Annotated in this window: 26 protein-coding genes; 16 read left to right on the forward strand and 10 right to left on the reverse strand. The window is 58.7% G+C overall.

All coding sequences use genetic code 11. The features are described from left to right. Positions 1-71: 71 nt before the first annotated feature. The 6 genes from ACR3EG_RS20465 to ACR3EG_RS20490 form a co-directional block, all read right to left on the reverse strand. A complete protein-coding gene (locus ACR3EG_RS20465; protein ID WP_480497905.1) occupies positions 72-1,100 on the reverse strand; it encodes an endonuclease/exonuclease/phosphatase family protein in 1,029 nt (342 codons plus the stop codon). Continuing rightward, on the reverse strand, positions 1,097-1,927 hold the full coding sequence (locus ACR3EG_RS20470) for a hypothetical protein (RefSeq protein ID WP_209195591.1): 831 nt from the start codon (positions 1,925-1,927) through the stop codon (positions 1,097-1,099). The genes ACR3EG_RS20465 and ACR3EG_RS20470 overlap by 4 nt, the downstream gene beginning before the upstream one ends. 326 nt (positions 1,928-2,253) lie before the next feature. Next, positions 2,254-2,859, reverse strand: a complete 606-nt coding sequence (leuD, locus tag ACR3EG_RS20475; RefSeq protein WP_353390852.1) for a 3-isopropylmalate dehydratase small subunit — start codon at positions 2,857-2,859, stop codon at positions 2,254-2,256. A gap of 42 nt (positions 2,860-2,901) precedes the next feature. After that, positions 2,902-3,471: an HdeD family acid-resistance protein gene (locus tag ACR3EG_RS20480; RefSeq protein ID WP_209195589.1), complete on the reverse strand. Its 570-nt coding sequence runs from the start codon at positions 3,469-3,471 to the stop codon at positions 2,902-2,904. Between the two features lie 37 nt (positions 3,472-3,508). Next, positions 3,509-4,912, reverse strand: a complete 1,404-nt coding sequence (gene leuC, locus ACR3EG_RS20485) for a 3-isopropylmalate dehydratase large subunit (protein WP_480497902.1) — start codon at positions 4,910-4,912, stop codon at positions 3,509-3,511. Positions 4,913-4,955: 43 nt separating this feature from the next. Then, positions 4,956-5,063 carry an isopropylmalate isomerase gene (locus ACR3EG_RS20490; protein ID WP_480497900.1) on the reverse strand — a complete coding sequence of 36 codons (108 nt, stop codon included), beginning with the start codon at positions 5,061-5,063 and terminating at the stop codon, positions 4,956-4,958. A gap of 90 nt (positions 5,064-5,153) precedes the next feature. On the opposite strand from ACR3EG_RS20490, the gene ACR3EG_RS20495 reads away from it, so the two are divergent. The 4 genes from ACR3EG_RS20495 (at position 5,154) to ACR3EG_RS20510 (ending at position 8,020) form a co-directional block, all read left to right on the forward strand. Continuing rightward, positions 5,154-6,503, forward strand: coding sequence for a mechanosensitive ion channel family protein (locus ACR3EG_RS20495; protein WP_480497898.1), 1,350 nt, complete (start codon positions 5,154-5,156; stop codon positions 6,501-6,503). A 155-nt stretch (positions 6,504-6,658) separates the two neighbouring features. Next, complete coding sequence (gene rsfS, locus ACR3EG_RS20500) at positions 6,659-7,018, forward strand: ribosome silencing factor (protein WP_170353820.1); 360 nt, start codon at positions 6,659-6,661, stop codon at positions 7,016-7,018. Positions 7,019-7,062: 44 nt separating this feature from the next. Further along, complete coding sequence (gene rlmH / locus ACR3EG_RS20505) at positions 7,063-7,533, forward strand: 23S rRNA (pseudouridine(1915)-N(3))-methyltransferase RlmH (protein WP_480497896.1); 471 nt, start codon at positions 7,063-7,065, stop codon at positions 7,531-7,533. A 1-nt stretch (position 7,534) separates the two neighbouring features. Next, on the forward strand, positions 7,535-8,020 hold the full coding sequence (locus tag ACR3EG_RS20510; RefSeq protein ID WP_480497894.1) for a flavodoxin family protein: 486 nt from the start codon (positions 7,535-7,537) through the stop codon (positions 8,018-8,020). A gap of 2 nt (positions 8,021-8,022) precedes the next feature. On the opposite strand, the gene ACR3EG_RS20515 is transcribed toward ACR3EG_RS20510, so the two are convergent. Both ACR3EG_RS20515 and ACR3EG_RS20520 read right to left on the reverse strand, forming a co-directional pair. Beyond that, positions 8,023-8,370 (reverse strand): hypothetical protein, encoded by a 348-nt coding sequence (locus tag ACR3EG_RS20515; protein WP_480497892.1) that lies wholly within the window; start codon positions 8,368-8,370, stop codon positions 8,023-8,025. Positions 8,371-8,405: 35 nt separating this feature from the next. Continuing rightward, positions 8,406-9,104, reverse strand: coding sequence for a DUF599 domain-containing protein (locus ACR3EG_RS20520; RefSeq protein ID WP_480497890.1), 699 nt, complete (start codon positions 9,102-9,104; stop codon positions 8,406-8,408). Between the two features lie 81 nt (positions 9,105-9,185). Between ACR3EG_RS20520 and ACR3EG_RS20525 the strand changes: the two genes are divergently transcribed. From ACR3EG_RS20525 to ACR3EG_RS20555, 7 genes are all read left to right on the forward strand, one after another. Next, on the forward strand, positions 9,186-10,634 hold the full coding sequence (locus tag ACR3EG_RS20525) for an FAD-linked oxidase C-terminal domain-containing protein (RefSeq protein ID WP_480497888.1): 1,449 nt from the start codon (positions 9,186-9,188) through the stop codon (positions 10,632-10,634). A 22-nt stretch (positions 10,635-10,656) separates the two neighbouring features. Next, positions 10,657-11,757, forward strand: coding sequence for an FAD-binding protein (locus ACR3EG_RS20530; RefSeq protein ID WP_480497886.1), 1,101 nt, complete (start codon positions 10,657-10,659; stop codon positions 11,755-11,757). 4 nt (positions 11,758-11,761) lie between these two features. Then, complete coding sequence (gene glcF / locus ACR3EG_RS20535) at positions 11,762-13,084, forward strand: glycolate oxidase subunit GlcF (protein ID WP_480497884.1); 1,323 nt, start codon at positions 11,762-11,764, stop codon at positions 13,082-13,084. 118 nt (positions 13,085-13,202) lie between these two features. Continuing rightward, positions 13,203-13,994, forward strand: a complete 792-nt coding sequence (locus ACR3EG_RS20540; RefSeq protein WP_480497882.1) for a trypsin-like serine peptidase — start codon at positions 13,203-13,205, stop codon at positions 13,992-13,994. Next, on the forward strand, positions 13,991-14,803 hold the full coding sequence (locus ACR3EG_RS20545; protein ID WP_480497880.1) for a trypsin-like serine peptidase: 813 nt from the start codon (positions 13,991-13,993) through the stop codon (positions 14,801-14,803). Before ACR3EG_RS20540 ends, ACR3EG_RS20545 begins: the two co-directional genes overlap by 4 nt. A 120-nt stretch (positions 14,804-14,923) precedes the next feature. Further along, positions 14,924-15,391: an Hsp20 family protein gene (locus ACR3EG_RS20550; protein WP_209195578.1), complete on the forward strand. Its 468-nt coding sequence runs from the start codon at positions 14,924-14,926 to the stop codon at positions 15,389-15,391. 308 nt (positions 15,392-15,699) lie between these two features. Then, positions 15,700-16,800 (forward strand): Hint domain-containing protein, encoded by a 1,101-nt coding sequence (locus ACR3EG_RS20555; protein ID WP_480497878.1) that lies wholly within the window; start codon positions 15,700-15,702, stop codon positions 16,798-16,800. A gap of 124 nt (positions 16,801-16,924) precedes the next feature. Here ACR3EG_RS20555 and ACR3EG_RS20560 read toward each other — a convergent pair whose 3' ends face one another. Together ACR3EG_RS20560 and ACR3EG_RS20565 are read right to left on the reverse strand one after the other, a co-directional pair. Further along, complete coding sequence (locus ACR3EG_RS20560) at positions 16,925-19,108, reverse strand: esterase-like activity of phytase family protein (RefSeq protein WP_480497876.1); 2,184 nt, start codon at positions 19,106-19,108, stop codon at positions 16,925-16,927. 123 nt (positions 19,109-19,231) lie between these two features. Next, positions 19,232-20,707: an NAD-dependent succinate-semialdehyde dehydrogenase gene (locus tag ACR3EG_RS20565; protein ID WP_170353808.1), complete on the reverse strand. Its 1,476-nt coding sequence runs from the start codon at positions 20,705-20,707 to the stop codon at positions 19,232-19,234. 249 nt (positions 20,708-20,956) lie between these two features. Here ACR3EG_RS20565 and ACR3EG_RS20570 point away from each other — a divergent pair, with 249 nt between their 5' ends. From ACR3EG_RS20570 to ACR3EG_RS20590, 5 genes are all read left to right on the forward strand, one after another. Beyond that, positions 20,957-22,036, forward strand: a complete 1,080-nt coding sequence (locus ACR3EG_RS20570) for a hypothetical protein (RefSeq protein ID WP_480497873.1) — start codon at positions 20,957-20,959, stop codon at positions 22,034-22,036. 317 nt (positions 22,037-22,353) lie between these two features. Further along, positions 22,354-23,478: a hypothetical protein gene (locus tag ACR3EG_RS20575; protein ID WP_480497871.1), complete on the forward strand. Its 1,125-nt coding sequence runs from the start codon at positions 22,354-22,356 to the stop codon at positions 23,476-23,478. A 56-nt stretch (positions 23,479-23,534) separates the two neighbouring features. Beyond that, positions 23,535-25,466: an AAA family ATPase gene (locus ACR3EG_RS20580; protein WP_480497869.1), complete on the forward strand. Its 1,932-nt coding sequence runs from the start codon at positions 23,535-23,537 to the stop codon at positions 25,464-25,466. Beyond that, a complete protein-coding gene (locus ACR3EG_RS20585; RefSeq protein ID WP_480497867.1) occupies positions 25,463-25,798 on the forward strand; it encodes a hypothetical protein in 336 nt (111 codons plus the stop codon). The genes ACR3EG_RS20580 and ACR3EG_RS20585 overlap by 4 nt, the downstream gene beginning before the upstream one ends. After that, positions 25,795-26,091: a hypothetical protein gene (locus ACR3EG_RS20590; protein WP_170353801.1), complete on the forward strand. Its 297-nt coding sequence runs from the start codon at positions 25,795-25,797 to the stop codon at positions 26,089-26,091. The genes ACR3EG_RS20585 and ACR3EG_RS20590 overlap by 4 nt, the downstream gene beginning before the upstream one ends. Positions 26,092-26,324: the final 233 nt, after the last annotated feature.

A 26,324-nucleotide genomic window follows, 5' to 3' on the forward strand; every position in this document is an offset into this window, starting at 1 on the left:
CGGATGTCTGCTGGTCCGGGCTGATACCCTGTGCAGGGTTTGTATTCCTGCTGATATCGCTATTAGAGCCTCTATGGCTGGGCCAGGTCGACCCATACCAAACGGTGGCGACTTGCTGCTTGCGCCTCTTTTCGCAAGTCAGTGTCCGTGTCGGGCCAATGAATGCCCGCGTTCACCACACGCAAATGCGTCGAGGGCAGAACGTAGTCGACCCGCATTTCCCCAACTGCTTTCCAACTGACCGTGGCCGTGTTGCCGGTCGGATCCGCAGGCTCAGGGTCTTGCAGGCGTTGGTCTTCTAACAGCATGCGAATGGCCTCTTTGCGCCCTTCGCCCCGTGACGGGTCCAGGTTTGCGTCTCCGGCAATGACGAAAGCCGCATGGGGTGGTGTGCCGATCCGATCGTCTAAAAGAGCAAGCCACAACAGGATTTCATCTTTGTTGCGCAGGCCATTGCGGTCTTCAGGCCCGTCGAACACCGGCGGCGCCGCGTGGAAGGTTAGTAGGTCCAATGGCCCAAAGGGCGTTTCGATCGGAACAACCCAATGCCCGACGGAAGACAAGCGCTGAACGTGGTGCGCCGCGTCGGATGGGAAGGGGGCACCATCCTTGACCGGTAGCTGCGCATCGGGCGCATTGCGCCACAGCAATGGCGTGAAATCCTGAACGCCTTTACGCACAATGGGATAGCGGGACAGAACGACCATGCCCGCCTGACCAGTAAAGCGACCCCAACCCTGAGCGTCTCCGGGACCGTGTGTGCGACCGTCGCCATCCAGATCCAGATCGGTTTCCAAACCTGCGTTTGGTTGTGCGGAAAAGTGGTGCAGATAGTCCAGCCCAGCCAAACGCAGCTCGGACTTCAGAGCAGCAAGCACTTCGCCATTCAGGTCCCAATCGACACCCTGTAGCGCAACGATATCGGGGCGGGTTCGTGTCAGAACCGCGACCACGGCCTGTACCTGCGGATCGCCGCGCCGAATATCGCGCAGCAGCAGGCCCGGGCCATCACGGCTGAGTTCGGTGTTGAAGGAGGCTACACGGATGGTTTCTGCCTGCGCTGCAAAGGGAAGCAGCAGCAAAAGCAAGACGCGGATCATGCGGTCTGTGTGGACTCGGTTGTTGAATATGCGCGGCGCTTTTCGACGATCAGGTTCGCAATGCGCAGGGTGGCCATACCGCGCATGATCATACTAGCTGGCAGGAAGGCCCAGGCGCTCATGGTCCAGATCAGCGTCTGCGGGTTACTGAGCGAGATCGGATTCGCATAGTCGGTCAGCAGTTTGATCAGCGCCGGTATCAGGAAGGGCAGCAATACTCCGATCGAGATATTCAGACGACCGTCTCGCTGCAGGCGGGTGACGACGTCTCCGCCTTTGGTGGGGTCGAACAGGGGTAGGTTGGTCCAGACATTGAACGCGCCATTGCCTGTAGGCCACCCTCGCAGTTTGACCGCATATGCAAAGCTGCCGATCGTGGCCAGCGCAGCCACATATGCAACGCTGGCTGAAATGCGAACCAGTTCGGTCAGTGGAATGCTTGCGTCAACGGGCAGCATAAGAACGATCAGCCGAACGGGCGAATAAGGGAAATCGACGACATTCGCGACACCAACGCCTATTGTGTAGAATACCTCGGTCAGAGCGGTCGGCGCGTAGGCATTCTTGCAAATCAGTGTCAGGAACATGATCATAGATACAAGTCCGACGAACCTCAGGCGGTTTACAGGCGGCGCATCTCGGAATTCGATAAAGCTGGGAAAGGCCGAGTTATATTCGGCAAACGTCAGGAAAAACGCGAGAATGGCGAGAAACACGACGATCTCGGTCCCATTCGTTGACGATACGGGCAGATACAACGCGGGGGTCAGCACCATCAGCGCAACCAATATCCCCCGAATTGCCGCCCCTGTTGTGCGCGCAATCACTATCCGAACCCTTTCAAACTGGATAGGCCGATTCTTTGCCGACTTCTTTCCAACTTGTGCCCGCCGTTGATTATTCTGACGGATGCCTCTTTAGCGCCAACACTGGCCCCCTGAGGCACTTCGCTCAAGCCAAGGTGCAGAAAACACGCAATTTTGGGCAAAAAGATGGCAAAACTGGTGCGGGTTTGCATCATTCGTGTCGCAAATCCGACGCGGTATTTAAGATGCCCGCTACATGTTGTGGTTGCGTTAATCTCGACCCCAAGAATGCGAAAGGGGCCGCTGACGCGACCCCAATAAGTTGAGTGTCTGCAGAATCGAAAGAATCAGACCCAGGGGCGGGCCTGGCTTGCGTGATCCTCGAACTTGTCGATGTGGTGATCTTTCTCCATGGTCAGGCCAATGTCGTCCAGACCGTTCAGCAAGCAATGTTTGCGGTGCGGGTCGATGTCAAACGTGATCTCGACGCCGTCCGAAGTGGTGATCTTCTGCTCTTCCAGATGCACGGTCATGCGGGCGTTTTCACCCTTATGCGCGTCATCCATCAGGATCGCATGGTGCTCGTCCTCGACCACGATGGGCAGGATACCGTTCTTGAAACAGTTGTTGAAGAAGATGTCGGCAAAGCTGGTCGAGATCACGACCTTGATGCCGAAATCCTTGATCGCCCAGGGCGCGTGTTCGCGCGACGAGCCGCAGCCGAAATTGTCGCCGGCCACCAGAATCTCGGTATTGCGATAGGCGGGTTTGTTCAGAACGAAATCTTCGTTCTCACCGCCGTGGTCGTGATAGCGCATCTCGTCAAACAGCACGACGCCAAGGCCAGACCGTTTGATCGTTTTCAGGTGCACTTTGGGGATGATCATATCGGTGTCGATATTGATCAGCGGCATTGGGGCGGCCACCCCGTGGACTTTTTCGAACTTTTCCATCTCTACACTCCTGCAGGGGAGGGCCGCGCCCGTACCCTGCTTTTAAGCTTGTTTCGCTTCTGTGGTTTCGTCAGGTGATAGGGTGGCATCGGGGTTGTTCTTGACGAAGAACGCCATGAAGACCAGACCAAGCCCGTTGAACAGCATCTCGATCCCCAGCAGAATGCCCAGCAACTGGAACAGTACCGCAGGGTCGGTAGCAGCAAAGCGCCAGATCAGGACAGCCAGAACAATCGACATCACGCCCGAGATCAGCGTTGCCCAGAAATACTGTGTGCCACGCATTTGGAACGACAGGATAACCCGGGCGATACCGCCAGCCAGAAACAGGATCAGGCAGACGGTTGCCAATGTCAGCGTGCCCTCAAGCGGATGCATCCAGAAGGACCATCCAAGGAACACCATCACCACACCCATAATAAGCGACAGGATCTTGTTACCGGTGCCCTCGACCGTAAAGCCGCCGACAATCTGCAACACACCCGAAATCAGCAGTAACACACCGGTTACCACCGTTACTGCAATAGACGCCACCGCAGGCGCGCCCAGCACAAAGATGCCAAACGCGATGGACAGAAGCCCCAACAGCAGCCATTTGATCCAGTCACTCATCAGTTCAATCCCTCAAATATTCAGATATGAGGGCACCTTACATCAATTCACGGACGTCTGTCAGCCGTCCTGTGAGTGCCGCAGCGGCAGCCATTGCCGGGCTCAGCAGGTGGGTGCGCCCACCGCGCCCCTGACGGCCTTCGAAGTTGCGGTTCGAGGTCGCGGCACAGCGCTCGCCCGGTTGCAACTGGTCAGGGTTCATCGCCAGACACATGGAGCATCCCGCCAGACGCCATTCGAAACCGGCCTCTTTGAAGATGTCGGCCAGACCTTCTTCTTCGGCCTGCAGACGCACAAGGCCCGAGCCCGGCACGACCATGGCGCGCATGCCGTCCTTGACCTTTTTGCCCTTGAGGATTTCGGCCGCGGCGCGCAGATCTTCGATCCGGCCATTGGTGCACGACCCGATAAAGACGGTGTCGATTTCCACGTCGCTCAGCTTCTGACCGGCTTCCAGACCCATATACTCGATCGAGCGGCGGGCCGCGTCGACCTTGCCACCTTCGAAATCTTCGGGGTTCGGCACGGTTGCGGTGATTGGCAGCACGTCTTCGGGGCTGGTGCCCCATGTGACGACGGGCGCGATGTCTTCACCGCGCAGGGTGATAACTTTGTCGAAATGCGCGCCTTCGTCGGTGTAGAGCGTTTTCCACCAGTCCATCGCGGCTTCCCATTGTGCGCCTTTCGGGGCGTGGGGGCGGCCTTTGACATAATCGAACGTGGTCTCGTCGGGGGCGATCAGGCCCGCGCGGGCGCCGCCTTCGATCGCCATGTTACAGACGGTCATGCGGCCTTCCATCGACAGATCGCGGATCGCTTCACCGCAATATTCGATGACATAGCCGGTGCCGCCAGCGGTACCGGTCTCACCGATCACGGCCAGAGTGATATCCTTGGCGGTCACGCCCGGCTGCAATTTGCCGGTGATTTCCACCTTCATGTTCTTGGATTTTTTCTGGATCAGGGTCTGCGTGGCCAGAACGTGTTCAACCTCGGACGTGCCGATGCCATGGGCCAGCGCGCCAAACGCGCCGTGGGTGGCGGTGTGGCTGTCGCCGCAAACAACGGTCATGCCGGGCAGGGTCCAGCCCTGTTCGGGGCCGACAATGTGGACGATGCCCTGACGCACGTCATGCACCGGGTAGTAGTGAATGCCGAAATCCTTGGCGTTCTTGTCCAGCGCCTCGACCTGAATGCGCGATTCCGGGTTCTCGATCCCGTTCACACGGTCCGGTGTCGTCGGCACGTTGTGATCCGGCACGGCGATGGTTTTTTCCGGCGCGCGCACTTTGCGGCCCGCCATACGCAGCCCTTCAAAGGCCTGCGGGCTGGTCACTTCGTGAACCAGGTGGCGGTCGATATACAGCAGGCAGGTGCCATCATCGGCTTCGTGCGCGACATGGGCATCCCAGATCTTGTCATAGAGTGTTTTGGGGGACATCGGTCCTCTCCCGTATGTAATGAGAAATGGCTGGCGAAATGGCTCAGGCCGCGGATAGCCGCGCCAGAACCGTGCGGGCAGCGCCAAAGAACCGTTCACGCAGACGCGCGCGGTCTTCCAGGTTCTGAACTTGGGCTACAGTGAGTCTCATGGCGTCCAGATATATCGCGGCTTGCCGTCAATCAAGGTTCAAAACTGCGTCAGGCTTGCATCATGGGGCTGTGCTGTCCAAGCTGGGGGCATGAATCAAGACCTGATCCCCAGCTCGCTGTCGGACCTTTATGACAACATGGTCGCGGGCTTTTCCGTGCAATTTGAAAACCTTCTTGAACTGGTGGTCACGCCGGGCTGGCGTCAGCACCAGCTGGTGATCATTCTATTGCTATGGGCTTTGGCATTTGGTCTTAAGCTTTTCACGCAAGGCCGATGGGACACGTGGGCGCGGGCGCGCACTGGGTGGCCCAAATGGCGTTTGCGCGTTTTAGTACAGCTGATGCAGCGTTTGACGCTGGTCTATTTCGTAGTGCTGTCCTGGGCACTGTATCTGGTAATGCAGCAGATCACATGGCCGTCCCGCAGCTATATCATTGGCGTTATCGCGACTTTGGCGACGGCGTGGTTGGCCATAGCGCTGGTGGCGCGACTGGTGCGCAACCGGACGCTGCGGCGGATCTTCAAATGGGCCATGTGGGTCTATGCAACGCTTGTTGCCCTGAATCTGACTGATGACGTGGCCGAGTTTTTGGACGGAGTCGCGATTTCTATCGGAGATTTGCACATCTCGGTGCTGGGGATCATCAAAGCGACGCTGTTGATCGGTGTTCTGCTGACTTTGGCGCGTGTGGGTACGCGCGCAGCCGAACGTGGTTTGAAAAACAATGATGACATTACGCCTTCCATGCAGGTGCTATTGGCCAAGGGTATTCAGGTGGTTCTGTATGGGGCGGTTTTCTTGGCAGCCATTCGAACGCTGGGCTTTGACCTGACCGGGATTGCGCTGTTGTCCGGTGCCATCGGTGTGGGCATCGGGTTTGGGCTGCAAAAGGTGGTGTCGAACCTGATCTCGGGGATTATCATCTTGATGGATCGCTCGATCAAGCCGGGCGATGTGATCTCGCTGGGCGATACATTTGGGTGGATCAATGCGCTGGGCGCGCGTTATGTCTCGGTCGTGACACGGGATGGGCGGGAATATCTGATCCCGAACGAAGATCTGATTACCAGTCAGGTCGTGAACTGGTCGCATTCCGACAAATTCGTGCGGCTGGATCTGGAATTCGGCACCAGCTATGGCGACGACCCCCACAAGGTGCGCGCCACTGCCATAAAGGCCGTGAAAACCGTGGGCCGGGTGCTAAGCGGCGGATCGCACGAGCCGGTTTGTCATATCACTGGATTCGGCGACAGCAGCGTCGACTATATCCTTCGATTCTGGATCAGCGACCCGACCAAGGGGCTGACCAATATCCGCGGCAATGTCTATCTGGCGCTGTGGGATGCGTTTAAAGCCGAGGGTATCTCACTGCCCTTCCCGCAGCGCGAGGTGCGCCTGCTGCCCGACGCAGACCCGCAACAGATCGCAGAGGATTGACGCGGCGTTGATGGCGCGTTCATTGAAATGTTGCATTCCCCTTGTTACCTTATTAGTACCCCGGCGCCGGGATTTGATGGCGTGCAGCAAAGGAGGACTATGTCCTGTCTCTACATACCCAGGCGGGGTTGCCCGCCGATGACGGGGCCAGCGTAATGGCCCACTCTCAGTCAATCAGCGACAAGCTGCTTGAGCGTATCCTTTCCTCACTTTCCGATGACAAGGCCGAAGACGTCGTGCAGATCAACCTGCAAGGAAAGTCTTCTGTTGCGGATCACATGGTGATTGCCTCGGGTCGGTCGACCCGTCAGGTGGCGGCCATGGCGGAAAAGCTGACGGATCGCATCAAGCAGGAATTCGGCTTCACCTCGAAGGTCGAAGGCAAGGATGCCGGCGACTGGGTGCTGATCGATACGGGCGACGTGATCGTCCATATCTTCCGCCCCGAAGTGCGTGAATTCTACCAGCTGGAAAAGATGTGGCTGCCTGCGGGCGGCAGCGCCTCGGCGAACTGAGGCGCCATCCCGGCCTGTATTGAAGGGCCGGAGGCGAGAGAGATATGCGGATCAGCATAGTTGCGGTCGGGCGATTGCGCGCCGGACCCGAAAAGACCCTGCTTGACGATTACCTGACCCGATTTGACCGGACCGGCCGCGCGCTGGGTCTAGGTCCCGCGCGGGTGATTGAGGTTGAAGACAAGAAAAACGCCGGCATGGGGGCTGAGGCCACGCTGCTACGCAAGGCGCTGCCCAAGGGCGCGGTGATCTGTACGCTGGACGAACGCGGGCGAGTGATGTCCTCGCCGGATTTTGCCAAAAAGCTGGGCGGCTGGCGCGACGCCGGGCGGCAGGATTTGGCGCTGATCATCGGCGGGGCGGATGGAATAGACCCTAATCTGCGGGATGAAGCGGATTTTTCTATCTCATTCGGGTCGATGGTCTGGCCCCATATGCTGGTCCGTGTGATGCTGGCCGAGCAACTCTATCGGGCCGCGACCATTCTCTCGGGCGGCCCTTATCATCGGGTCTGATATGGCGCAGCTGTTGATCGTCTACCATTCGCGTACCGGCGGGGCCCGGCAGATGGCCGAAGCCGCAGCGCAGGCCGCGCGGGATGAGGTGGATGTGGTTCTGAAAGCCGCGGATCAGGCCGGACCCGAAGACTTACTGCAAGCCGACGGTTATATCTTCTGCGCGCCTGAGAATCTGGCCGCTATTTCGGGTCTAATGAAAGAGTTCTTCGATCGCAGCTACTACCCGGTTCTGGGCCGCATTGAGGGCCGACCCTATGCGCAAATGGTTTGCGCCGGGTCCGATGGCGAAAACGCCGCACGCCAAACCGCCCGAATCGCAACGGGCTGGCGGTTGAAAGAGGTGCAGCCGCCTTTGATCATCTGCACCCATGCGCAAACGCCCGAGGCGATATTGGCCGAGAAAACCATCCCCGACGCCCAGTTGGACAACTGCCGCGAATTGGGCTTGGCTATGGCCGCTGGGTTGGCGATGGGGGTCTTCTGACCTCAGTTCAGATCGACCACAAAGGTCTCTATGGCCCAGCCATCCGTATTGGTGCGGGCTTGCACCTGAACCTGCGCCACTCCTTCGGGAATCGCCACACCACTGAGCGATCGGGTGAAGGGTTGTTCATTCTCATGCGGGTGATGCAGTACGCGCATCCCTAGCTCTTTCCCCTCCATATCCAGCACGCGCCAGCCATCTGCGTAGTCATCCCAACCCGTTTCGGGATGGAGGACGGTGACATCGAATCGCCATGTCGCGCCGCTCTGTTTGGCAGTGACGGCCTCGATCACGGGATCATCGGCAAGGGCGGGGGTGGCCAGAAGGGCGGTCAAAACAAGATATCGCATGATGTGAACTTAACCTCATTGATGCAGAGTAGTGATCACGATCCGGTGTTAAGCAGTACCGTGCGCGAATGCGATGCGAATTCGCGCCGATACAGCATCGCCAGTGTTGCTACGGTCCCTGCAATCAAAGCTACAGGTCCCAGAATCCACGCCACGGCCGCCAGTGCGAAATACGTTGCCCGCAGGCCGCGATTAAAGGCGCGGGCGGCGGTGACGCAGATCTCGGCTGCTTGCCCGGCACGGGGATAAGCGGTGAGGTCATCAGGGTCATTTGGGACGGCGGCCATCAGCACGGCGCAATAGCCAAACAATCTGTGCGCCCAGACATATTTCAGAAAGGCATTGGCCAAAAACAACAGGATGATCAGGATCTTGACCTCCCACACCATCGCGGGTGCGGTCCCCAGGGCCAGATCCTGCGCCAGTCCTGCCAACCGTTCGGTATTGCCCAACAGGGCCAGCCCGCCCCCGATGGCGATCATCGTAGTCGAGGCGAAGAATGTGCTACCCTGTCGCATCGTGCCCACCACTTGCGCGTCAAACATACGCGGCTGACGCGTGACCATTTCCTTCATCCAGTCCCGGCGATAGCCATCCATGATCATCCCAACCGAGGGTTTTTCAGGGGGCGGGTTTTCGATCCGCCAGCCGATCCACAGCCACGCGCCGATCAGCAGGGCGATGCCGACAAAATCGAGCGGCGCGAAGGGCAGAGACTGATCAATCCAGGACATAAGCGTGACACTAGGTTGTGACGTTAGAACTTGCCAGATCAGAAAATTGGTAATATTATTTTACCAAACTGGAGGGCCGCCATGGAAATGCCAAAGCCAAACCCCGACATCCTGCGTCGAAAGGACGTGGTTCTGCGTCGATTGCAGCAGGTTTTGCCAGAAGATGCGGTGATCCACGATCCTGCCGAGACGCGCGCGTACGAGTGCGACGCGCTGACGGCTTATCGCTGCCCTCCGATGTTGGCGGTACTACCGTCTACGACGTCTGAGGTCTCGGACGTGCTGCGCATCTGCAATGAAGAGGGCGTGCCGGTGGTTCCGCGCGGCTCGGGCACGTCGCTGGCAGGTGGGGCGTTGCCCACGGCGGACAGCGTCATTCTGGGCATCGCCCGAATGAATGACGTTTTGGAAACCGACTATGATAACCGCTTCATCCGCGTTCAGACCGGCCGTACTAATCTGAGTGTAACCGGTGCCGTGGAAGAAGATGATTTCTTCTATGCCCCCGACCCGTCGTCGCAGCTGGCCTGCGCGATTGCGGGCAATATCGGGATGAATTCGGGTGGGGCGCATTGTCTGAAATACGGTGTGACCACGAACAACTTGCTGGGCGTCACGATGGTGATGATGGATGGCAGTGTGGTCGAAATCGGTGGCGCGCATCTGGACGCGGGCGGGCTGGACTTGCTGGGCGTGATCTGCGGATCCGAGGGACAGTTGGGTGTCGTGACCGAGGCCACCCTGCGCATCCTGCGCAAACCCGAAGGCGCGCGGCCCGTGCTGATGGGGTTTGATGATAACGAAGTCGCCGGACAATGTGTCTCTGACATTATCAAATCTGGCATCCTGCCGGTGGCGATCGAGTTCATGGATACGCTGTGTATCAAGGCGTGTGAGAACTTTGCTCAGGCCGGCTACCCCGACTGCCACGCGTTGCTGATCGTCGAGGTCGAAGGCTCTGAGGCCGAAATCGACTATCAGCTGTCCAAGATCATTGAGATTGCCAAGCGGCATAACCCTGTCGAGCTGCGCGAAAGTCAGTCGGCAGAAGAAAGCGCCAAGATTTGGCTAGGGCGCAAATCGGCCTTCGGCGCGATGGGTCAGATGAACGACTATATGTGTCTGGATGGGACCATCCCGGTTTCGGCATTGCCGCAGGTTTTGCGCCGTATCGGAGAGCTGAGCGAGGAGTATGGCCTGCCCGTGGGCAACGTGTTCCACGCGGGTGACGGCAATATGCACCCGCTGATCCTGTTCGATGCCAATAAACCCGGCGATCTTGAGAAATGCGAAGCGTTCGGGGCGGATATCCTAAAGCTCTGCGTGGATGTGGGCGGCTGCCTGACCGGCGAGCATGGTGTGGGCATCGAAAAGCGGGATCTGATGTCGCATCAATACGCGCCTGCGGATCTTGAGGCGCAGATGGCTGTCAAGGATGTGTTTGATCCGAACTGGCTGTTGAACCCGGCCAAGGTGTTTCCATTGGATGTGTCTCAGCCCCGCCGCGATGCGCGGATCGCTGCAGAATAGGCTCTAGCAAAGAAGAAATGTGATGAAACCCAGGACTGAGGCCGAGCTGGCCGAAACAGTAGCCGGGCTGCAGGACCCCGTGCGAATTTCCGGTGGCGCTACCCGCGGGATCGGTGGGCCAGAAATGACCATCGAAACCGGGGGACTTAGCGGGATCACCCTGTACGAACCGGGCGCGCTGACAATTGTGGCGCAGGCCGGCACCCCCGTGGCCGAGATCGAGGCGGCGTTGGAGGCCGAAGGGCAGCAACTCGCGTTTGAACCGATGGATCATCGCGGGTTGCTGGGTACGAATGGTGCACCGACGATTGGCGGTGTCGTGGCCGCCAATATCTCGGGTCCGCGCCGCATTCAGGCCGGGGCCTGTCGCGATTTCCTGCTGGGTGTGCGCTATGTCGATGGCAAGGGCCAAGTGGTCAAGAATGGCGGGCGGGTGATGAAAAACGTCACCGGCTATGATCTGGTCAAGCTGATGGGCGGGTCGTGGGGCACGTTGGGTGTGTTGACCGAAGTGTCGCTGAAAGTGCTGCCCAAGCCGCAGGCGGTGTCGACGTTGGCAGTGCGAGTTGCGGATGCATCCCGTGCGGTGGGGGCATTGTCTGCGGCCTTGAAATCCCCTTTCGAGGTCTCGGGTGCGGCCTTTGATCCGCAAGCCGGTCATGCGTTGCTGAGAATTGAAGGTTTCGCTGAATCTGTGACGTATCGCGTTGGGCAGTTGAAGTCGGTTTTGGCGGAATACGGGGATGTCGCGGAGCGCGACGGTTCGGCCGAGATTTGGCAGGCCATTCGGGACGTATCGGCGTTTCACGGGCATGAAGGAGATGTGTGGCGGATCTCGGTCAAACCCTCGGACGCGCCCGGGATCGCGGCGCGGCTTGGGGCGGATCAGACTCTGTATGATTGGGGTGGCGGGCTGATCTGGGCGCTGGTGCGCAAAGGGGACGACCTGCGGGCACGTCTTGGGGCATTTGACGGCCACGCGACCCTGGTCAGGGCAGCGGCCGAAACGGTTGAGGCCCTGGGGCGGTTCCAGCCGGAAAGTGCCGGGATTCAGGCTCTGACACAGGGTATTCGTCAGCGTTTCGACCCGCGCGGGTTGTTCAATCCGGGATTGATGGGGTAGGCCGATGCAGACGACATTCACCGAAAAACAACTGCAAGACCCGGCGATCCAGCGCTCGAACCAGATTCTGCGCAGTTGTGTGCATTGCGGCTTTTGCACCGCCACATGCCCCACCTATCAGGTGCTGGGCGACGAGTTGGACAGCCCCCGCGGGCGCATTTACCTGATCAAGGACATGTTGGAGAATGAGCGTGTGCCGGATGAAAAAACGGTCAAGCATATCGACCGCTGCCTGTCCTGTCTGGCCTGCATGACCACCTGTCCATCCGGTGTGCATTACATGCATTTGGTTGATCACGCGCGCGAATATATCGAGCAGAAGTACAAACGCCCCTTCACCGACCGCGCCCTGCGCTGGGTGCTGGCGCAGATCCTGCCTTATCCGATGCGGTTCCGCTGGGCTCTGATCGGGGCCAAGCTGGGCCGTCCGTTCAAATTCCTGATGCCGGATGCGCGGCTGCGGGCAATGTTGGATATGGCGCCGAAGCATATCCCTCCGGTCAGTCGCAATGATGATCCGCAGAGTTTTGCCCCTGAGGGTGCGCGCAAGAAACGCGTGGCGCTGATGACGGGATGTGCGCAAAAGGCGCTGAACACTGATATCAACGATGCCACGATCCGCCTGCTGACCCGGCTGGGCTGCGAGGTCGTAGTAGCCGAGGGCGCGGGTTGTTGTGGGGCGCTGACGCATCACATGGGCAAGTCCTATGACAGCCACAAAGCAGCCGCTGCCAATATCCGCGCTTGGGTGGCCGAGATGGACGGGGACGGGTTGGATGCCATCGTCATTAACACATCGGGTTGTGGGACGACCGTGAAGGATTACGGGCATATGTTCCGCAATGACGCCTTGGCCAAGGACGCGGCGCGAGTGTCGGATATCGCCATGGATATCAGCGAGGTGCTGATGCAGTTGGACCTGTCTGAGAGCGCGGATAAGGGCATGACTGTCGCCTACCACGCGGCCTGTTCGCTGCAGCATGGTCAAAAGATCAAGACCTATCCAAAGGATCTTCTGAAACGCGCGGGTTTTTCAGTGGTTGAACCCGCCGACAGCCATCTGTGTTGCGGCAGCGCGGGTACGTACAATCTGATGCAGCCCGAAATCTCGGGCAAGCTGAAACAACGCAAGGTCAGAACGTTGGAGGCCAAAAACCCCGACGTTATTGCCGCAGGCAATATCGGATGTATGATGCAAATAGGGTCGGCCACCGAGGTTCCGATTCTGCATACGGTCGAACTGCTTGATTGGGCGACCGGAGGTCCGCTGCCGCGGGCTATGCAGCAGGACCGCAGGCCAGACCGAGAGGTGCCGATCTTAAGGTAGGTATCTGATGCGGCAGCGCTAGACTGTCGCGATCGGATTCGACCCGACAAGCAAGCGCCCTAATTTCGCCCCACGTGGCGCGTAGGAGGAAACGTACCAAGCAACGTCGGAGAAGCGCTTGCGACACTGGTTGAAGGTTCTGACACTGGCTTTGATGCCCATGGCTGCGGTGGCGCAGGATTCCAGGTTGAAAAGCCTGGATACGACTGATGCGGGCCGCGCGTGGATGGCGGTTGGACGCCTGGATATTGGCGGAACGGGGTTCTGTACTGGTACTCTGATCTCGCCGACGCTGGTTCTGACGGCTGCGCATTGCCTGTTTGACAAAGCCACAGGTCAGCGTGTGGATTTGTCTGATGTCGAGTTTCTGGCCGCATGGCGACTTGGGCGCGCATCTGCCTATCGCGCCGCGCGTCGAGCGGTTGTGCATCCGAAATACCAGTATGGCGAAGATGCGACCGCAGCCCGCATCGGCAATGACATTGCGCTGATCGAGTTGTGGCAACCGATCCGAAACACAACGGTTATTCCTTTTGAAACAGGTGATCGCCCTGCCCGAGGGGAAGAGGTTGGTGTCGTATCCTACGCGCGAGACAGGGCCGAAGCTCCGGCGCTGCAAGAGGTGTGCTCGGTCATGAGCCGCAGGTCCGACGTTCTTGTCATGTCTTGTGACGTAGAGTTCGGGTCCTCTGGTGCGCCAGTATTTTCCTTCGAGGGTGATCGCCCTCGCATTGTGTCCGTGGTCGCCGCAAAGGCAGAATTTGACGGACAGCGCGTGGCGGTCGGAACAACGGTCGAAGATTCTCTGACCATTCTGCAAAGGGAATTGTCGGCGGGGCGTGGCTTTATCGCCAAGACCCCGCAGGGCGCCGCACGCAATAATGTTGGCGCAAGGTTCGTCAAACCATGATCCGTGCATTGCTGACTGCCTTGTGCCTTATCGGCCTAGCGACCGCATCTTTTGCACAGAGCGCAAAGCGAAAGCTGACCGACCGGGATGATCTTTACGGTTGGGAGGCTGTGGGGCGTCTGGATATCGGCAACCGCGGGTTTTGCACCGGCACTCTGATCGCGCAGGATATTGTCCTGACCGCTGCCCATTGCGCGCTGGATCGGGGGACCGGGCAGCTGTACGCGCCCGGCCAGTTAACCTTTCGGGCCGGGCTGAGCGATGGTGAGGCACTGGCCGAGCGCAAAGTCGAACAGATCGCCATTCATCCCGACTATACCAAGCACGGTGGGCTATCGGCCGAGGCTGTTCGGATTGACGTTGCGCTGATGCGGCTGGATCAGCCGATCCCGTATTCGGTGGCCAATCCTTTCGCCCTGCACAGCGGGCGCGTTTTGGGCAATGAGGTCAGCCTTGCTTCGTACGGGCGCGGCCGGTCCGAGGCGATAACGCGGGAACGCTCTTGTCGTATTCTGCAGCGCCATCAGGGATTGATCACGTTCAATTGCGATATCACCTTTGGGTCGTCCGGTTCTGCCTTGCTGGCCCGGAGCGGGTCACGCTGGCAGATTCTCTCCGTCGTGTCCGCTGTTGGCAGCGACGGGCGGCAAAAGGTCGGGTTCGGGATGGAATTGTCCGAAATAGTGTCGGATTTAAAGGCCGCGCTGCGTCGGGACGCCCCGCAACCCAAAGCCGAGATCCGACGCTTGCAGGTCGGTTCGGGCAAGTCCAATTCCGGCGCGAAATTCATCAGCTCGGGCGGGGGTTGAACTCGGTCAAATCGTTACCCATCTGAACTGTATCGGGTCGCCAATGATGGGGCCTGACACAGCAAACGCCCGTCCAAACCGGAGGGCATATCGTAGATCGCTCAAATGAGGATACACCACATGCGTAGTTTTGATTTTGCACCGCTGCACCGCGCCACCATTGGCTTCGACCAGATCGCCGACATGATGGATCGCGTTCTGACCAATGACGTGGCCCAGCCCAGCTATCCGCCCTATAACATCGAAAAAACCGATGCCGACACCTATCGGATTTCCGTCGCTGTCGCCGGTTTTGCCGAGGCCGATCTGTCGGTTGAAGTAAAAGAAAACGCCCTGATCGTGGCCGGCAAGAAAGCCGCCGAGGACAAGGACCGTTCCTACCTGCACCGTGGCATTGCCACCCGTGCGTTCGAGCGCCGCTTTGCGCTGGCCGACCACGTCCGCGTCACCGGTGCCAGCCATGAGAACGGCATGCTGAACATCGACCTCAAGCGCGAGGTGCCCGAGGCCCTGAAACCGCGCCGGATTCAGATTTCGTCTGGTCAAGCCATCGAAAAGGACGTGGTTGACGCCAAAGCCGTGAACTGAGGCCGTCCGACCACCGCGATAGACCTGCCTCTCGGGGCTATCGCAAACTGCACGCCCCGCGTTCCTCCAGACGCGGGGCGTTGTTTTTGTGTTCTTATCGACTGTTCAGGCCTTGGAAACACAGTGGTCACTTAACAAAAACAACAGTGGAATTTTTGCTCGGAACAAGAAATCGTGATTGACCCTGATGCTCAGAGGTGTAGGCAGCGTCCAAAGATCAGGCCCATTTTATCTTTTTAATACAAATGGTTTACGTCTGATCTCTAATTCTGATCGCGTAAGCGATTTCCAAGATTCGGGACAGGAAAATGGCACGGGATGCAATTGACGACTGGAGCGATGGTGCGACCGGTACAATCAACTATGACGGCGTAACAACCAATTATACAGTGTCCACGGCAGGTGCAGTAAACTCCAACGACGCCGCAGTTTTAAACCCGGGCCAATCCGTGACGGTCACGTTTGATGATCCGCTGCCGGGTCTGGTCATCAGGGTCGGCGATCTGGACGCGGCTTTTGGGGAAGAGGCGACGTTTGTCATCAACGGGGTCACGGTCAATCTGGAACAGGCGATCGCAAATGGCGATGTGGTTCTGACCCGAGCCAACGGTGCGGCGCTGCCCAATAACGGCCTTGATAACGTGACCGGGACTGTATTGGACGGGATTGATGGGGCGCAAAACCAGAACTTCCTAATTCAGTTCAATATCCCGATCACTACGATCGACCTGAACTATCTGCCGGGCGGTTCGGGTCTTTTGGCATTTGATGCTTTTGTCTGCTTTGCGCGGGGGGTTTTGATTGAAACTCAAAATGGGGCCTGCGCCGTCGAAGACCTGTCTGTGGGCGACCTCGTGCGCACTGCCGACCACGGCTATCAAAGCATACGTTGGATCGGGTCGCGTAAGCTGGATCAGATCGACCTGACCCTTCAACCGAAACTCCGACCGATTTGCATTTCAGCGGGGTCGCTGGGCCAGGGGGTGCCGTCCCGAGATCTCAGGGTCTCGCCACAGCATCGAATTCTGGCACGATCGAAGATCGCGCGGCGCATATTCGATGTGGATGAGGTGCTGATACCTGCCAAGAAACTGTTGCCGCTGGACGGGGTCACGGTTGAGAACGGTGCTATCAGCGTCGAATACTTCCATATTCTGTTTGACCAGCACGAAGTGATTTTTGCCAATAGCACGCCGACTGAAAGCCTGTTCACCGGACCAGAAGCCCTGAAATCCTTATCCTCGGAGCAACGCGCCGAAATTTGTGCCCTATTCCCCGAGGTTTCGACACCAGATTTCCATCCTGAAACCGCCCGGTTCATACCGTCGTCGGGCAAGCAACTGAAAGCTTTTGCGCAACGGCATCTGGCCAACCGCAAGCAGATTTACGCGCACACACTGAACACTTAGTCACGGGCAAAAGTGGCAGTTTCTGCTGACACAGAGGGTTGTCGACCTGCAATCTGATCCTTGAATCCAAGAAAAAAGGCCCCGCGCATGTCGCGCGAGGCCCAATACCACTGAGGTGTAAGCCTTAATTCCCAGCCGTCACCGATCCGATCGACCAGAACATCGTCTCACCCGAGGCATCGTCGACGCCGTCATTGTCGGTCATCACAAACGCCTCGCCCGAGGGCAGGATGGCCAGACCTTCGATCTTGTCCAGAACATAGCCTCCGGTCGAGGTCAGGTCGGGCAGCAGGTCGCGGACCTCTTGCTTGCTGACCACGGACAAGGGGCCACCCAAGGGGGCGGGCACCATCTCGGACAGCGGGATGCGGTAGACCTTTTTGGTCACCGCGCGGTGGTCGTGCTGGTTGTCGCGCTCGATCACATAGACATGGTCGCCAAAGGCCACGATTTCCGACAGGCCGACCCAACCGGTTTCCGGGTCTGCCTTGGGATAGTGAACCGCGCCCCATTCCTTGGTCTCAAGGTTATAGGCCACCAGTTTCACGTGGTTTTCCGGATCGTCCTTCCATTCACGCTGAACGGCCATCCACAGAGTGTCACCGACGCGGGTGATGCCCTCGAAGCCAAAGCGTTTCTCGACCGCCATCAATTCGGCAGGCAGGCCGATCTCGCCTTTGCGATCCTTGATCTTGCCCTCGGCGGAAACGTGGTAAATCGCGTGGGGGATAACACGGTCGGTACGGCCTTCGGAAGCGACATAGAACCCACCCTTGCCGTCCAGCGTGATGCCCTCAAGGTCCAGTTTCTGCGCTGGGTTGCCATCCTGACGATGGATGCGGATCACGTCCACGATGCGGGCGGGTTGCTGGCTGGGGTCGATCTTGAAGATCGAGGGTTGGAAGCCGTAAAAGCTGTCATTGACCGCATAGATCATGCCGTCCTCGTCGGCCACCAGACCGGACAGCGCCCCCCATCCGATCAGCTCATCCGCGCCTTCTGATGTCAGATGCGGGTAAGCGGCGGGGGCATCCTGATACTCAAAAATCGACACATGCGCGCGCGGGCCGCCATCTTCGATCAGGTCTTTTTCATTGGCCGAGATCAGCAGATTCCGTTCCGGGATCGCCACATAGCCTTCGGGGCCAACGCCCGAGGGCAGCAACTGTTTCAGCACCGGGTTCGCCGGATCGGTGGCGTCATAGACTCCCACGACCGAGGCGCGCTCGGCCCCCACAAAGATCATCGGCGTACCGCCAAAGGTGGCTGCGGTCACGCTTTCGGGCTCGACCCCTTTGCTGTCCGAACGTTTGTCAGGGTAGTGGCCGATCTGGATGATGGCCTTTTCGAAATCGGTGCCGTTTTCGTAAACAACGGTGCCGTCCTTGTGGAAGATCGTCCAGCCGCGTGAGCCGCCTTTGTAATCGCCTTCGTTTGCGGTGGCGAAGTGGTTGTCGTCGATCCATTTCACCGCGTCGGGCTCGCGCAGGCGGCCCGGCTGGCTTTCGGTGAAGATCAGCGCGCCGCGCTCATCGGTGGCGTCGATGCCTTCCAGATCAACCGAGCCAGCCGAGAAATGGCTGATCACGTTGCCATCTTTGGCAACAACCGCGATGTGGTTGTTTTCCTGCAGGGTGACGACCGTTTCACCAAGGCCGTTTATATCCACGAACTCGGGCTCGGGATCGGTCGGCGCAACCTCGGCCAGACCGGTCAGCGCGGCCATTTTCATGCCCGCACAATCCAGCGCGCCGTCCTTCAGGGGCACCAGCGCCAGCTCGCCCGCGGGCAGCTGCGGGATGATGCCGTCGTTCAGGTCTTCGTCACGCTCGTTTTCGATCGCCACGGCGACAAAGCTGGCATCGGGTGCGATGGCAACACTGTCAGGCTGACCGCTCAGATCACAGGCACCGGTCTGCGCCTTGCCCGCGATATCGACCGAGATCAGCTTGCCCGACGGGGCGGTATAGCTGTCCGAAGTATTCACGCCAACAAAAGCATTTGCGCCAACGATCCCGACTGAGGTCGGCTCGCCACCAACCTCCATCGCACCCAAGGGCGCAGGGTTCGCGGGATCGGTGATGTCGACCATGCCGATCACGCCCAGCGGGCTGTCGGTGTAGACCAGCGTCATGCCATCTGCGGTCGCCGCGATGATCTCGGGCGAGGTTTCGCGGGTGGTGTCCGCGCCTTCGGCCATGTTTTTCACCACGGGGAAGGATGCAATTCGGTTGAAATTCATCTCTGCCAAGGCCTGACCAGCAGTCAGAGCAAGGGCAGATGTCAGGCAGACAGTGCGCAACGACATCGGTGGGTTTCCTCTTTTCACACGGATGCGAGGGGGATGGACCGGGATCGTTGCGGTGTTGTGACAGTTTGGCTTCAGTTTTGTGACAAACGCGGCCACTACCGGGGCAGTGGCCGCGAAGAGTTAGACCGAAAGACAGACGTATTTCATCTCAAGGTAGTCTTCCATGCCGTGATGGCTGCCTTCGCGACCCAGGCCGGATTGTTTGACACCGCCAAAAGGCCCCACCTCGGTCGAGATGATGCCCGTGTTCACGCCGACTATGCCATATTCCAATGCCTCGGCCACCTTGTAGACGCGGCTCAGATCCTTGGCATAGAAGTAAGAGGCCAGACCAAAGATCGTGTCGTTGGCCATGGCAATCACGTCATCTTCGTCTTCGAATTTGAACAGCGGGGCCAGCGGGCCGAAGGTTTCATCCTGCGCGACCATCATGTCCTGCGTCACGCCAGTTACGATGGTGGGCTGGAAGAAGGTGCCACCCAGATCATGCGGCAGACCCCCAGTCAGAACTGCACCGCCCTTGTCGGTGACGTCCTTGATATGCTCTTCGACCTTGGCGACCGCCTCTGCGTTGATCAGCGGGCCCGTGGTCGTGCCTTCGGACAGGCCATCACCAATCTTCAGCGCCTCAACGGCGGCTTTCAGTTTAGCCGCGAAAGCGTCATAGACACCTGCCTGCACGTAGATACGGTTCGCGCAGACACAGGTCTGACCATTGTTGCGGAACTTGCACAGCATTGCGCCCTCAACCGCGGCATCCAGATCTGCGTCGTCAAACACAATGAACGGCGCGTTGCCGCCCAGCTCCATCGAGCATTTCATGACCTGATCGGCCGCTTGTTTCAGCAGGATGCGACCCACTTCGGTCGAGCCGGTAAAGGTCAGTTTGCGCACGCCAGGGTTTTCGCAGAACTCCTTGCCGATCTCGCTAGCGCTGGAGGACGGCAGCACGTTGAACACGCCCGCCGGAATGCCAGCCTGTTCGGCCAGAACGCCCATGACCAGCGCAGACAAAGGTGTTTCCTTAGCAGGGCGCGCAACAAAGGCGCATCCGGCGGCCAGTGCCGGGGCGGCTTTGCGCGTAATCATCGCGTTGGGAAAGTTCCACGGCGTGATCGACGCCGCAACGCCAATGGGTTGCTTCAGAACCATGATCCGCTTGTCGCGCTGATGGCCCGGGATCATCTCACCGTAAACCCGCTTTGCCTCTTCGCCGAAGAATTCGATGAAGGACGCACCATAACCGATTTCTCCAATCGCTTCAGCCAGCGGTTTGCCCTGTTCGGCGGTCAGAATCTTGCCCAGATCCTCGGCGTTTTCCATCATAAGGTCGAACCAGCGGCGCAGGATAACTGCGCGTTCTTTACCAGTCAGCTTGGCCCATTCCTTTTGCGCTGCCTCGGCCTGCGCAATCGCACCTGCCACCTGCGCGCGGCTTAGGTCCGCGACCTCGGCCACGACATCTCCGCGCGCGGGGTTCGTGACGGCAAAAGTGCCGTTGTCGCCGTCCACCCACTGACCGCCAATATAGGCCTTGGTTGCTAGGAGATCGGGGTTTTTCAGGATGGATTTCAGATCGGTTGTCGTGTCCAGCATAGCTTGGCCTCCGGCAGGAATTTAGAGTTGTCGCACACAAACAGGTGGGGTCTGGAATGTCTATGTCCACAACCCGGCAGGGATCAATCCAGATTTGATCAAAAGCGGCACTCGGGCGCGAAAGATCGCGCCTATCTTTTTCGGGCTGAGTTTGCCACAGTTTGCAGGAATTTTGTCTCTCGGGGGATGTAAATAGGTGTAACATTCCCTATCTTATTGGGTAATTGAACAAAAAAGGGGATAGTGCAGATGTCGAACCATAAATTTGACGCGTTGATTGAAGAAACGCAGACGAAAGTCCGCGAAAGCCAGTCGCAGATCGAAAACCTGACCTCGCGCATTGACGCCGCCCGGGCCAAGATTGGCACGGCCGAGGCTGATATCGACATCGAAAACGCTACGCTGGAGGATGTGCACGCCCATACTGAAGTGATGAACGCCAATATTGCCGAGCTGATCATGGGGCTGGATGACGTCACCAACGCGTTCTCCAAGGATTTCGACGAGATGCGCTCGAAAACCGGGTGGGAGAGTTTTGTTGGCATCTTCGCCAAGGGCAAATCCGAGTCGATGCGGCAGGAACGTATGCGCACCGCCAATATCGACGACAAGCTGCAGGACCTGATCGCCAAATCGGACGTGATCGTAAAGCTGCTGGAAGGCCAGCTGTCGGTGCTGGAAGACCAGCGCGTGAAGGTCGAGGACAACCTGACCGTCACGCTGGACGACCGTGAGGCGACGGTGGCCGAACTGGAGGCTCTGCGGGTCGAGATTCAGGGCATGGACCCGACCATCATTACGCTGGAAAACAAGATCAGCGTCGAACAGGACGCCGCCGCGCGGACCCAATTGGAAACCGAACTGGCTGAGTTGAACAAGCAATACAACGCCAAAGTTCAGGAGGAACAAGTCAAGCTGGCCAAGTCCCAAACGCTGGAGCGCTATATCGAAAAAGGCAAGACTTGGGTCGATTCACTGCAGAACCAGGCGGCGACGCAGATGGTGCTGATCAACAAGTTGCAGACGGACACGCAACAGCGCGTGGTGCTGTATGACGCCCTGACCAAATCGCTGAAAACCGCACAGCAGCAGGACGTGGCCCACCGCATCAATGAGATCGGCGTGCAAACGGACCAAGAGGCCCAAACCGCCATGGCCGCTATAGGCACCGCGACCAACCAGAAGATGGCCGACATGCTTGAGGCGCACGAGGACCACATGGTCTTTGCTCGCGACGTGCTGGAGAAAAAGGCGAAGGCGGATGAACGCTTTGCCCGCCGCTTTGCGTCGATTGTCGAGAAGCATGATAAGAATTTGTATGGGGGTTAAGTGAGTTTTGCTCGCCAGCAGTTCCTTTTGCTAGCTGCAAGCCTTGGACCGTTAGAGCTGCCGAGGCTACTGGAGCAATTGGGGATAATCGACGAGAAACCGGCTTATCCGGAAGCAGTCCAGACTCTGATGATAATGGTCGTAGCAGCTTGCCTTATTAGGCTTCTGTGCTGGCTGAGTTGGGGCAGCGAGAGAGGGCGTCGTTTTCAACGCCGAGTTGGAATTAACCCCGAGGTGGTTCTGCACAGCATTGGTTCGCCTCTGTATAGATGGTGGTTTCACATCGACAGGAATGGAAAGGACTTGGACACTCCAAGATGAACGAAACTAGCCCCACCCAAGACCATGTCGGCCTGACCGACACCTTCGCCTCGCGTCGCTACTTCCGCAAATTCGAGGTGATCACCGTCCACCTCCTTCGCGTGGCCGCGACGATGGAGGCCGAGGGCGCGATCAGCAAGCAAGAGGTGCGGATCGTGTCGCGCTACCTCTCGGGGCTGCTCTATACGTTCCGGGCGCTGTCCATGAAATACCTGCTGGTCGGGCGTGATACGGGGCGGTTCTTTGGCAGCCTCGCCATGGACAAGCGCGACAGCGGGTTTCCGGTGGCGGCTGAGTTGCTGACCATGGCCAACGATGCGCAGCAGGCGCAGGTGCATCTGGCGAATATGCCCTCAGCCGACGACCTGAAAACCGACATGGTGCGCACCATCATTGGTGACCGCGAGATACCGACCAAGCTGCAATTCGCACTGTCGCAAAGGCTCTACTACGAGGAATTGCTGAAAGGACAGCTGTTCTGGGCCCGTAACGATCCCGAATGCCACTGGATCGGGACTGAGGGCGAGCGGCGCAAGTTTCTGCTGCATTGGGCGGTCTATGACAGCCAGATCAACCTGCCGGTCATCTATCTGATGCAGTTGGAGGATAGCGGCAAAACCGCCCTGCCCAAGGACCAACGCCGCTGGCCCGAGGTGCAGGCGCATCTGATGGCGCAGTCTTTGGGTGGTCTGAAACTGGTGACGATTGCCAAGGGCTTCGATCAGGATTTCCACGACCTGCACCCCAAACACATGCGCCGCATCCATGTCGGGCCGATGTATTCGTCGGCTTATACCGAGCAATCCGGCCCGTTGCGGCAGGTTTTGGAGGATGCGCAATCTCCGCAAGGTCAGGATTGGGCGCTGGCCTGGACCACAGAAGAATTGGAAAGCGAAGAGGTCATCGAAGAGCGCGCCGGGTGGTTTTCGACCGTCGAGCGCGAGGTTTTCGCGCTGGACCCGTTTGGCGGGCAGGGGGCTGAGACCGGGGCCACGCGCACGCAGCGCTCGATTATTCTGCCTCAGCGCCCGTTTCAGGTTCTGGCCGAGCGCAGCCCGCCAGGGTTTGCTGATGTGCGCAAATTCGTTGTCAGCAAGACCGGGCAGGTGTTGAGATACTAGTTTTTTCGCATCGGGCGGAAGTATTTTGAACAAAGGAAGCAACGGCGGTTTTTGAAATGAGTTTGACGTCAGATCAGATGGAATTGCGCGAAGACGATATTCGCAAACATTACTCAGCAGCGACCGCTTTGCTGAACGGGTTCGAACACGCACCGCGGATTGCCAAACCGGTTGAGGCGGCGGTCGAGCGGTCTCCGGGTGTTTCGACGGGACGGCGGTTTCGGTCGACGACACCGGGGTTGGTGACACGGCGCAGCGTGCGTGCGGACGGGGTGCATCTGGTTGAGCGGATCGAGGCATCGGACGACGGCGATACGCTGGTTTCGCCACCGCAAGCCACCACGCAGCAAGCCATTCGCCGGGCGATCGCGATCGCTTTGGCCGTGGCTGAGGCTTATGCGGAACAGACCCCGCTGGCCGATCTGAAACGCGCCAACCTGGCGGGGGATCTGCCCGCCGCGCGCAAAACAGAATTCTCGGAATTGCTGACGGCCGAGGCTCTGATCACTTTGCATACATTCGGCAATGCACTGGCCTATCTGATGTCTTCGCATCTGGGCGAGACCACCGTCGACCTCGGCGAGATCGAAGAGGTCCTGACCGACAATGGCCAGCTTGCTCTGCATGGTGCCCTGTGGGAGCTGGATCAAGTGTTGGCAAAACACGCACCCGATGATGCGCATCTGATCGCGGCCACGAGCGCCTATGCAGAACAACTGATGGACAAGGCCGCCCTGCGCGCGCAGTCCGCGCGCCATCTGGCCCCGTTCCAGAACGCCGCGTGGCATATTGAGGCCGACGACCTGACAATTCGGGGGTTCGAGCCCGCCTCCAAGGCCAAGTCCACCACCCTGACCATGACGTTCAAGAAGCCGAACGAGGTGGTGGGCAACCACATCGCCAAATATCAGGCAATGAAGCTGGCCAAGATGGTGATGGCCTATGATTTCGACCGTCGCCTGAACCCGTTTGCGGAGCTTGGCGGGTTCATCTTTACCTTCATGGGCGACGGCAAACCGGGCACCGGCAAGACCACCCTGATTCAGATGATGGCCGGGCTGATCAATGATTACTGTCAGAACGCGGGCTATCCGTTCCGGTATCAGAACCTGAGCACCGACAATATCGACAGCTATCAGGGTAAGTCCGGCCAGAACGCCAAGGCGTTTATAAACACGATCATCGACCCCTCGGTCATCGGCTTTGGCACCATCGACGATATCGACCAACTGGCAGGCAAACGCGGCGACCGGCAGTCCAGCGCTGGGCAATTGGAAATCACCGCCGTGCTGATGGAGAGCTTTGCGGGCGCCAGCACCGTTGTACGCGGCAACTGCACCTTTGGCATGTTCTCGAACTACCCCGAGAATGTGGACGACGCCCTGCGCCAGCGGGCGGGCGCACGGTTCCTGGTGGATGGGCCACAAACGCGCGAGGATTACATCGACATCCTGCACCTGCTGATGGGCCGCAACCACGACATCCCGCTGGGCGAGCACGAAGCCTATGCCGCGCAGGAGATCAAAAAGGCCGTCGCCGCCAGTTTCGAAAGCCACTCCCGCCCGCATGAGGACGCTCTGCTGCAGGTCTATGACCGGGTGTCCGGTGATATCGGCCAGATGGACACGATTGCCAAGCTGGGCACCTACCTCAAGGCGATCCAGCAGGCGGATGAGCGCTTCACGGGTCGCGCGATCAAGAACATCACCGACGCGGTCAAGGTCCGCGCGATGGATTTCGAACTGCCCGACGAATGGATGGAAAACCCCGACCTGTTCCTGTTCCGCGACTACGACACCAAGAAAGCCATGATCGAGGAGCTGCGCCAGCCGATCACGGTGGACATGGTGATGCAGGAGATCAACCGCTACGCCGACAGCGAGTTCCGCTATGCCGACAAGAGCGATGAAGTCGCGATTGAGGACGCCGTGCGCGAGATGGGACGGATGGAAGAGGCCAAGCGGCGGTATTTGGAGGGCAAAACATGACCGGTGGCCTGATCCTGATTTTCGGCTCGCTCATCGGCGTTTGCCTGTTTTTCGGCATCATGGTCGCCCGCCGCCGGTCACCCTCCCGCCGTGCTTTTGCGATGCTGGTGCTGATCGTTTTCGCAGTCACCTATATCTGGAGCGCCCTGTTTGAAATCTGGATCAACGGTGCCTCGGTCCTGCGCCCCGCCTCATTGGTCCACGCCTTCGGTCCGGGTCAGGCCACTTCACATTTTCTTGCGCAGGCGTTGTTCTGGTTCGTCCCCGCAATGATCTTGGCCGGCGGAGCGTATGCAGTCACGCATCGCCGGAAAAAGGACGTAATGACATGACTTTAACTCTCGCAATCTCTGGTTTGGCGCTTGTACTGGGCCTGATCCTGCCCCTGCGTTGGGGTGTGTTCGGATTTCTGGGCGCCGTAGCGGTTCTGTATCTGACGCAGTTCGGTGTGAATGCAGGCAGCGGCTTTGAAGGCGCGTCGTGGGACGAGACCCTGATCCTGTTTGAAGGCAGCGTGGTGTCTTACATCGGGTTCAACTTGCAGATCACTGCGCGGGCGTTTGCGCTGCCACTGTTGGTGCTGGCAGTTGTGGTTGTTGGTCGTCTGAATAGAATGATGAGGTGACGAACTTGAGAGTGATCATCGCCGCAGTCTTATTTGCGGTCAGTTTGGCTGTATTTATGACCGCCACTATTTGCGGTTGGGACGGGTTGATGCCCGAAAACTTCCGGGTCATTCGTAGTTGTGGCGCAACGGATTCACCAAGCGAAGTTTTTCTGAGCTTCCTGCTATTTGGGTGTTTCCTCGGCGTGATCTTATCAATTTTGCTTCTTCTGGGGCGATGGGTTTTCGAAAGG

The organism is Ruegeria sp. AM7 (assembly GCF_056535965.1).

Bases quoted from the DNA above. Each gene is read 5' to 3' on its own strand.
- rsfS (WP_170353820.1), top strand. From the start codon at position 6,659: ATGGCCCACTCTCAGTCAATCAGCGACAAGCTGCTTGAGCGTATCCTT.
- ACR3EG_RS20580 (WP_480497869.1), top strand. From the start codon at position 23,535: ATGAGTTTGACGTCAGATCAGATGGAATTGCGCGAAGACGATATTCGC.
- ACR3EG_RS20555 (WP_480497878.1), top strand. From the start codon at position 15,700: ATGGCACGGGATGCAATTGACGACTGGAGCGATGGTGCGACCGGTACA.
- ACR3EG_RS20570 (WP_480497873.1), top strand. From the start codon at position 20,957: ATGTCGAACCATAAATTTGACGCGTTGATTGAAGAAACGCAGACGAAA.
- ACR3EG_RS20465 (WP_480497905.1), bottom strand. From the start codon at position 1,100: ATGATCCGCGTCTTGCTTTTGCTGCTGCTTCCCTTTGCAGCGCAGGCA.
- ACR3EG_RS20515 (WP_480497892.1), bottom strand. From the start codon at position 8,370: ATGCGATATCTTGTTTTGACCGCCCTTCTGGCCACCCCCGCCCTTGCC.
- ACR3EG_RS20525 (WP_480497888.1), top strand. From the start codon at position 9,186: ATGGAAATGCCAAAGCCAAACCCCGACATCCTGCGTCGAAAGGACGTG.
- glcF (WP_480497884.1), top strand. From the start codon at position 11,762: ATGCAGACGACATTCACCGAAAAACAACTGCAAGACCCGGCGATCCAG.
- ACR3EG_RS20520 (WP_480497890.1), bottom strand. From the start codon at position 9,104: ATGTCCTGGATTGATCAGTCTCTGCCCTTCGCGCCGCTCGATTTTGTC.
- ACR3EG_RS20495 (WP_480497898.1), top strand. From the start codon at position 5,154: ATGAATCAAGACCTGATCCCCAGCTCGCTGTCGGACCTTTATGACAAC.
- rlmH (WP_480497896.1), top strand. From the start codon at position 7,063: ATGCGGATCAGCATAGTTGCGGTCGGGCGATTGCGCGCCGGACCCGAA.
- leuD (WP_353390852.1), bottom strand. From the start codon at position 2,859: ATGGAAAAGTTCGAAAAAGTCCACGGGGTGGCCGCCCCAATGCCGCTG.
- ACR3EG_RS20510 (WP_480497894.1), top strand. From the start codon at position 7,535: ATGGCGCAGCTGTTGATCGTCTACCATTCGCGTACCGGCGGGGCCCGG.
- ACR3EG_RS20590 (WP_170353801.1), top strand. From the start codon at position 25,795: ATGACTTTAACTCTCGCAATCTCTGGTTTGGCGCTTGTACTGGGCCTG.
- ACR3EG_RS20565 (WP_170353808.1), bottom strand. From the start codon at position 20,707: ATGCTGGACACGACAACCGATCTGAAATCCATCCTGAAAAACCCCGAT.
- ACR3EG_RS20575 (WP_480497871.1), top strand. From the start codon at position 22,354: ATGAACGAAACTAGCCCCACCCAAGACCATGTCGGCCTGACCGACACC.
- ACR3EG_RS20585 (WP_480497867.1), top strand. From the start codon at position 25,463: ATGACCGGTGGCCTGATCCTGATTTTCGGCTCGCTCATCGGCGTTTGC.
- ACR3EG_RS20480 (WP_209195589.1), bottom strand. From the start codon at position 3,471: ATGAGTGACTGGATCAAATGGCTGCTGTTGGGGCTTCTGTCCATCGCG.
- ACR3EG_RS20530 (WP_480497886.1), top strand. From the start codon at position 10,657: ATGAAACCCAGGACTGAGGCCGAGCTGGCCGAAACAGTAGCCGGGCTG.
- ACR3EG_RS20560 (WP_480497876.1), bottom strand. From the start codon at position 19,108: ATGTCGTTGCGCACTGTCTGCCTGACATCTGCCCTTGCTCTGACTGCT.
- leuC (WP_480497902.1), bottom strand. From the start codon at position 4,912: ATGTCCCCCAAAACACTCTATGACAAGATCTGGGATGCCCATGTCGCG.
- ACR3EG_RS20490 (WP_480497900.1), bottom strand. From the start codon at position 5,063: ATGAGACTCACTGTAGCCCAAGTTCAGAACCTGGAAGACCGCGCGCGT.
- ACR3EG_RS20545 (WP_480497880.1), top strand. From the start codon at position 13,991: ATGATCCGTGCATTGCTGACTGCCTTGTGCCTTATCGGCCTAGCGACC.
- ACR3EG_RS20550 (WP_209195578.1), top strand. From the start codon at position 14,924: ATGCGTAGTTTTGATTTTGCACCGCTGCACCGCGCCACCATTGGCTTC.